Below are 6,266 nucleotides of genomic sequence, written 5' to 3' on the forward strand. Positions count from 1 at the left end.
GCGGCTATTACGACAAGCTGGAGTTTCTCGTGAAAAATGGTTAGGTGAGTGAAACTTTAAAGGTGTATTAAACTCTGCAATTTGCACCCTAAGTTGCTATCAAAAGTATTAGTAAAAATAAAATTTTAGCATTTTTGGAGTTGGTCATGCTTAAGCAACTCATTCTTGAGAATTGGAAAAGTTTCCGTTATGCGGAGCTTCCACTTGACCCGTTGACTGTTCTTATTGGGACAAATGCAAGTGGTAAATCTAATGTTGTTGAGGCTTTGGAATTTTTACAAAGAGTTGCTAGAGGTGAAAAAATTGAAACAGCTTTAGTAGGTGATAAAATTTTTCCATCTATTCGAGGTGGTGTAGAGTGGGCTGCACTTAAACCAGAAACAGAGTTTATATTAAAAATACTAGTTGCAGGTGAGGATGAGAAAACGGATTATTTATATGCTATTAGAATACAAACACTACCTGAAGTAAAAGTTAGTGAAGAATATATACAATCCCAGAGAGTTAAAGGAGATTTTTCTACTAGTTACATAGAAAAATTTCAATTATTTTCGCCACCTACTTTATTAGATAGATCAGATAATAAAAGTAATTTAAAAAGAGCAGAATCTATTATCGATATATCAGGAATGCCGCCTAAATTACTGGAAGAAATATCTTCTAAATTAAATAATATTAATATCAATGAGTTAGTTACAGAACTAAATAAAAACTATTTACCTTTAAAAAATCGAATCAAAGATAGGATTGCTTTGAGTATCAACAGAATTTTACTTATAAATCCTATTCCATCAAAAATGCGAGAGTATTCCTCTCTTTCTGATACTTTAGAAAGCGACGGTTCAAATATTGCCGGTGTACTAGCAGCATTAGATAGTGAACAAAAATCAGAAGTCGAATCAACTCTATCAGCCTACATTAAGGATTTTCCAGAAGGTGATATTAAGAGAGTATTTGCAGAGCCAGTTGGGAGACTGAAAACTGATGCAATGCTCTACTGTGAAGAAGAATGGAAACCTGGAGAGATGACACTAATAGATGCTAAAACTATGTCAGATGGAACTCTCCGTTTTATAGCAATTATTACAGCATTACTTACTCGACCAGAAGGAAGTCAACTAGTAATTGAAGAAATAGATAATGGTCTTCATCCCTCGCGTGCGGAATTACTTGTAAGAATACTGCGGGAAATTGGCAGTAAAAGAAAAATTGATATTTTACTGACTACGCATAACCCAGCTTTACTTGATGCTTTAGGCCCAGAGATAGTTCCTTTTGTGGTTGTCGCACACCGCGATCGAGAAACTGGAGAAAGCAAACTTACCCTTTTAGAAGATATTGAAAATCTTCCTCTTTTGTTAGCATCGGGAAGTTTAGGCAGACTAGCAACTAAAGGCGCAATTGAAAAGAGCCTTTCTGATAATAAGCAAAGTTAAATATGAGAAAGGTTTTGATTATTGACACATCAATACTTGGCGTCTACTTAGGTGTCCCTGGCAAAGAGACTTGTGGTTATGATAATGATAAATGGGATAGAAAAAGAGTTGAAACCCGTTTTCACGAAGAAGAAAAACAAGGTGCAAAGTTTATACTACCAATAGCAACAATTATAGAAACTGGTAATCACATTGCACAAGCTAACTCTAAGCGATATGAAATTGCTCAAGCTTTCGGTGATATTTTAGTGAAAGTAGCGGATGGAGTCATACCTTGGGGAGTTTTTGAAACTCAAGTAGGTGAACTTTGGAATTCAGAGCAATTGAAACAGTTGGCTGCTGAATGGCCTACTCTAGCATCTAGAAAAATTTCTATCGGAGATGCGACAATTAAGACTGTGGCTGAATATTATGCCAAAACCAGTAACACATTTCAAGTAGAAATTTTTACGGGCGATGGGGGACTCAAGGCTTATGAACCAGCTACCCCAGCACCTACACGTCGTAGCAGTCGAACAAAAAGGTAAAATATCCTTGAGCGTAGGCGAAGCCCGCCGCAGGCATCGCCATTCAACTTTCACATCACGTTATCATCAAATATTGTGGAATTTCCGTGCGTAACTCGATAGCATCTATGACCGCCTCTCACTCTGAAACTCCATCTACCAAGCCGGATGCAAGTACTTTTATTTCTGACCATCAACAGGTGGATCGGAGTAAGCTAAGTCAAATGTACCTGCACTATGTCGAGACGAAGGATAAATATCCTCACGCGGTATTGCTGTATCGGGTAGGAGATTTCTTTGAATGCTATTTCCAAGATGCTGTAAAACTAGCGCAAGAATTGGAATTAGTTCTCACTAGCAAACAAGCTGGCGAACAGGGACGAGTAGCGATGTCTGGTGTTCCGCACCACGCTTGGGAACGCTACGCGACGCTGCTAGTAGAAAAAGGCTATGCAGTCGTAATTTGCGACCAAGTAGAAGATGCTTCTGAAGCTGCTGGTAGATTGGTGCGACGCGAGGTAACGCGCATCCTGACTCCTGGCACTTTGCTGGAAGAGGGAATGCTCAAATCAAGTCGCAATAATTACCTAGCAGCAGTAGTAATTGCCGCAAATCATTGGGGTTTAGCCTATGCAGACATATCCACAGGCGAATTTCTCACAACTCAAGGTAGTGATTTAGAACATCTGACACAGGAATTAATGCGCTTGCAACCTTCCGAGGTGCTAGTTCCAACAAATGCGCCCGATTTAGGTAGTTTGCTACGTCCAGGAGAAACTTCGCCCCATCTCCCCCAGTGTTTACCACCATCATTTTGCTATAGCTTGCGATCGCAAGTTCCCTTTTCCCAAGCTGAAGCTAGACCTAGATTATTGCAGAAATTTAAGGTGCGATCGCTCGAAGGACTCGGTTGCGATCATCTTCCCCTCGCCGTTCGTGCAGCTGGCGGTCTTCTGGAATACTTGGAAGATACTCAAAAAGAAAACCCTGTCACCCTTCAAAGACTCCGCAGCTACACTGTCACCGACTACCTAATTGTTGACAATCAAACCCGCCGTAACCTGGAAATTACCCAAACTGTCCGGGATGGCACTTTTCACGGTTCTCTACTTTGGGCATTAGATAAAACTAGTACAGCGATGGGTGGGCGTGCCTTGCGGCGGTGGTTGTTGCAACCCCTACTCGATATTAAAGGCATTCGGGCCCGGCAAGATACCATCCAAGAATTGATGGAAAATACGCCCCTGCGTCAAGATTTGCGGCAGTTGTTACGCCAAATTTATGACCTAGAACGCTTGACGGGAAGGGCAGGTTCTGGTACAGCTAATGCTAGAGATTTAGTAGCTTTGGCAGATTCTCTCTCACGCTTACCAGAATTATCCAGCTTAGTAACCCAAGCGCGTTCTCCATTCCTCAAAGCTTTGCAGAAAGTCCCAACTGTGTTGGAAGAATTAGCACAAAAGTTACATGCACATCTTGTAGAGTCGCCACCCATACTAATCAAAGAAGGCGGATTGATTCGCCCTAGTGTAAATCCCCTGTTAGATGAGAGAAAGGCGACTGTAGAAGCAGATCAGCAATGGATTGCCAATTTAGAAGTTGATGAGAGAGCTAAAACGGGTATTTCCACTCTGAAGGTAGGATTTAACAAAACTTTTGGTTATTATATCAGTATTTCCCGCACCAAAGCTGACCAAGTACCCGCTAATTATATCCGCAAGCAAACCCTGACCAATGAGGAACGTTACATCACCCCAGATTTGAAGGAACGGGAAGCCCGGATTCTCACAGCGCGGGATGATTTAAATCAGTTGGAGTATGAGATTTTTACGGCGTTGCGGGAAGAGGTAGCACAAGAGGCGGAAGTGATTCGCAATTTGTCTCGTGCAGTGGCGGCGGCGGATGTGTTGTGTGGTTTGGCTGAGTTGGCGGTGCATCAAGGTTACTGTCGTCCAGAAATGTTGTCAGGAAGGGAAATAAACATAGTTGATGGGCGTCATCCGGTGGTGGAACAGTCTTTACCTGCGGGTTTCTTTGTGCCGAATTCGACTCAATTGGGAGAAGAGTCATTAGTCATTAGTCATTTGTCATTGGGAGATGACCAAGGACAAATAACAAGTGACATAGACGCGCCAGCGGCTTCCCGCAGGGTAGGACAAATGACAAATGACAATCCCGATTTGATCATCCTCACCGGGCCAAATGCGAGTGGCAAAAGTTGTTATTTGCGTCAGGTGGGATTGATTCAGTTAATGGCGCAGATTGGTAGTTTTGTACCAGCTAGGTTTGCCAGATTGGGAATATGCGATCGCATTTTCACCCGTGTAGGTGCAGTAGATGATCTTGCAACTGGTCAATCTACCTTCATGGTGGAGATGAATGAAACGGCGAATATTCTCAACCATGCCACATCTAGGTCGCTGGTACTGTTAGATGAAATTGGTCGCGGAACAGCAACATTTGATGGTCTTTCCATAGCTTGGGCGGTGGCGGAATATATAGCAGTGGATATTCGGGCGCGAACGATTTTTGCTACTCATTATCATGAATTGAACGAACTGGCTAGCATTCTGCCGAATGTGGCTAACTATCAGGTAACAGTCAAAGAATTACCCGACCAAATTATCTTTTTGCACCAAGTCCAACCGGGAGGCGCTGATAAGTCTTATGGAATTGAGGCGGGAAGATTGGCGGGTTTACCAGCCGTAGTTATTCAACGAGCAAAACAAGTGATGGGGCAAATTGAGAAGCATAGTAAAATTGCGATGGGGCTGCAAAATCTGGATTGAGATACCGCATTTCTTTAACAATGCAGACCGATGCATTGCGTGTTGAGGTAGCGAAAATAGCACCAAAATCGATAACAGTCCATAAATTGTTATCGAAAAAATGGGTTTAAAACCCCGTCGTTCTACGACGGCTTTTCAAGATCCTTGTATGTATTTTTTAATAATTAAGTGCATCTTCATAGCGAATTAATATAAGGTGATTTTGGTTAGCAAAGCCCACTTACTTATATTTTTTGGAACCTGTGTTTGCGTAGGCGTAGCCCGTCGTAGACATCGCTTTTACGAATACCTCCAACCATCTGATACTCGTAGCTATCTTCAAGGCAGAAGCTGCTACAGACTGCGCGAAACACCGAAACGTGAAGGCAGAAGTTACTACAGGAAAGACGGAAGCTGCTACAGACTGCGCGAAACACCGAAACGTGAAGGCAGAAGTTACTACAGTCAAGGCGGAAGCTGCTACAGACTGCGCGAAACACCGAAACGTGAAGGCAGAAGTTACTACAGTCAAGGCGGAAGCTGCTACAGACTGCGCGAAACACCGAAACGTGAAGGCAGAAGTTACTACAGTCAAGACGGAAGCTGCTACAGACTGCGCGAAACACCGAAACGTGAAAGCAAAAGTTAATTTTTAACCTAATCGCGTAATTCCCCTTCCTCAGCCGTTCGCGCAGCGTGTCGTAGACAAGGCAAAGAGGGGATGTAAGCGAGTCAAAAACGAAACGCTCTGTTACTAAATTTTACCGCTTCTTATACAAGTAAACAGTTAGTTGAGTTTTTGCGGAGCCGGAGACGCTCCGCCTCCGGACAACATCAATTATTTGGCTCATTATCTCCAAAGGTGCGCCACCTGCTGAAATAACACAATAGGCATCAGTCAAGAAGCTAGGATCTTCGCTTGGACAATAAAAAGGAGTAGGATATCTGTCAACTAGTTGAAATCTTGTCAACCTTTATGCTTAAAATTGCACAAGAGGTTTATTTAGCATCTACTAAAAGCTAAAGTCAACCCTTTGCAGGACTCCCATAAGCAATGCTGACTGAAATTTTGCCTTTTTCCTTTGAGTTAGACACGATCGCAATCGCTGGAGCGAGTTTGTGGTCATTGGCGCTATATCTAGCTTTATCAAGAGTCAATGAATGGGTAATCGAGCAACTCAATCGCTGGTTTAACTTTGCCGAGCGATCGCTTTATACCAGCCAGTCAGAATTTGAAAAGACTCGTAAAGCCAGAGAATCCCAAAACTCCTTCTACGCTTCATTATTTAGCATTGTGCCTTTTTTGGTAATTGGTGCTTTATGTAACTGGGTTCTGGAAATTAGTTTAGGTGAGAGTTGGGGAATTAGTACAGGTATATTAGCTTGTATGGGCGCTGGCATTTATGAACTTGGGCGCAGGGATGGAGAATCTTCGGATTAAGGGGGATGATGGCTGCGCTGATATTACTACGAGACAGAATATCCAATTACGGGGGATCAGAATTGAAGATTTACCAGATATCTTTAATAGATTTCACGCAGTTGGTTTAACCACT

Annotated in this window: 5 protein-coding genes and 1 pseudogene; all 6 read left to right on the forward strand. The window is 42.6% G+C overall.

The window, feature by feature from the left end; genetic code table 11:
- The first annotated feature begins 146 nt into the window (after positions 1-146).
- The gene (locus LC586_RS26425; RefSeq protein ID WP_229488204.1) at positions 147-1,436 is read left to right on the forward strand and encodes an AAA family ATPase; all 1,290 of its coding nucleotides are present in this window, start codon (positions 147-149) and stop codon (positions 1,434-1,436) included.
- Positions 1,437-1,438: 2 nt separating this feature from the next.
- Positions 1,439-1,963 carry a hypothetical protein gene (locus LC586_RS26430; protein WP_229488205.1) on the forward strand — a complete coding sequence of 175 codons (525 nt, stop codon included), beginning with the start codon at positions 1,439-1,441 and terminating at the stop codon, positions 1,961-1,963.
- A gap of 107 nt (positions 1,964-2,070) precedes the next feature.
- Complete coding sequence (gene mutS, locus LC586_RS26435) at positions 2,071-4,731, forward strand: DNA mismatch repair protein MutS (protein ID WP_229488206.1); 2,661 nt, start codon at positions 2,071-2,073, stop codon at positions 4,729-4,731.
- A gap of 359 nt (positions 4,732-5,090) precedes the next feature.
- The gene (locus LC586_RS26440) at positions 5,091-5,366 is read left to right on the forward strand and encodes a hypothetical protein (protein WP_229488207.1); all 276 of its coding nucleotides are present in this window, start codon (positions 5,091-5,093) and stop codon (positions 5,364-5,366) included.
- Between the two features lie 398 nt (positions 5,367-5,764).
- Complete coding sequence (locus LC586_RS26445; RefSeq protein ID WP_229488208.1) at positions 5,765-6,151, forward strand: hypothetical protein; 387 nt, start codon at positions 5,765-5,767, stop codon at positions 6,149-6,151.
- A gap of 1 nt (position 6,152) precedes the next feature.
- Positions 6,153-6,266: pseudogene (locus tag LC586_RS26450) on the forward strand (ferredoxin-like domain-containing protein); the annotation flags it as partial.

Source organism: Nostoc favosum CHAB5714 (assembly GCF_020829495.1).
Classification (GTDB): domain Bacteria; phylum Cyanobacteriota; class Cyanobacteriia; order Cyanobacteriales; family Nostocaceae; genus Nostoc; species Nostoc favosum.

What these genes read in the sequence shown, in the direction of transcription:
- LC586_RS26430 (WP_229488205.1), top strand. Translation starts at nt 1,439, where the DNA reads ATGAGAAAGGTTTTGATTATTGACACATCAATACTTGGCGTCTACTTA.
- mutS (WP_229488206.1), top strand. Translation starts at nt 2,071, where the DNA reads ATGACCGCCTCTCACTCTGAAACTCCATCTACCAAGCCGGATGCAAGT.
- LC586_RS26445 (WP_229488208.1), top strand. Translation starts at nt 5,765, where the DNA reads ATGCTGACTGAAATTTTGCCTTTTTCCTTTGAGTTAGACACGATCGCA.
- LC586_RS26425 (WP_229488204.1), top strand. Translation starts at nt 147, where the DNA reads ATGCTTAAGCAACTCATTCTTGAGAATTGGAAAAGTTTCCGTTATGCG.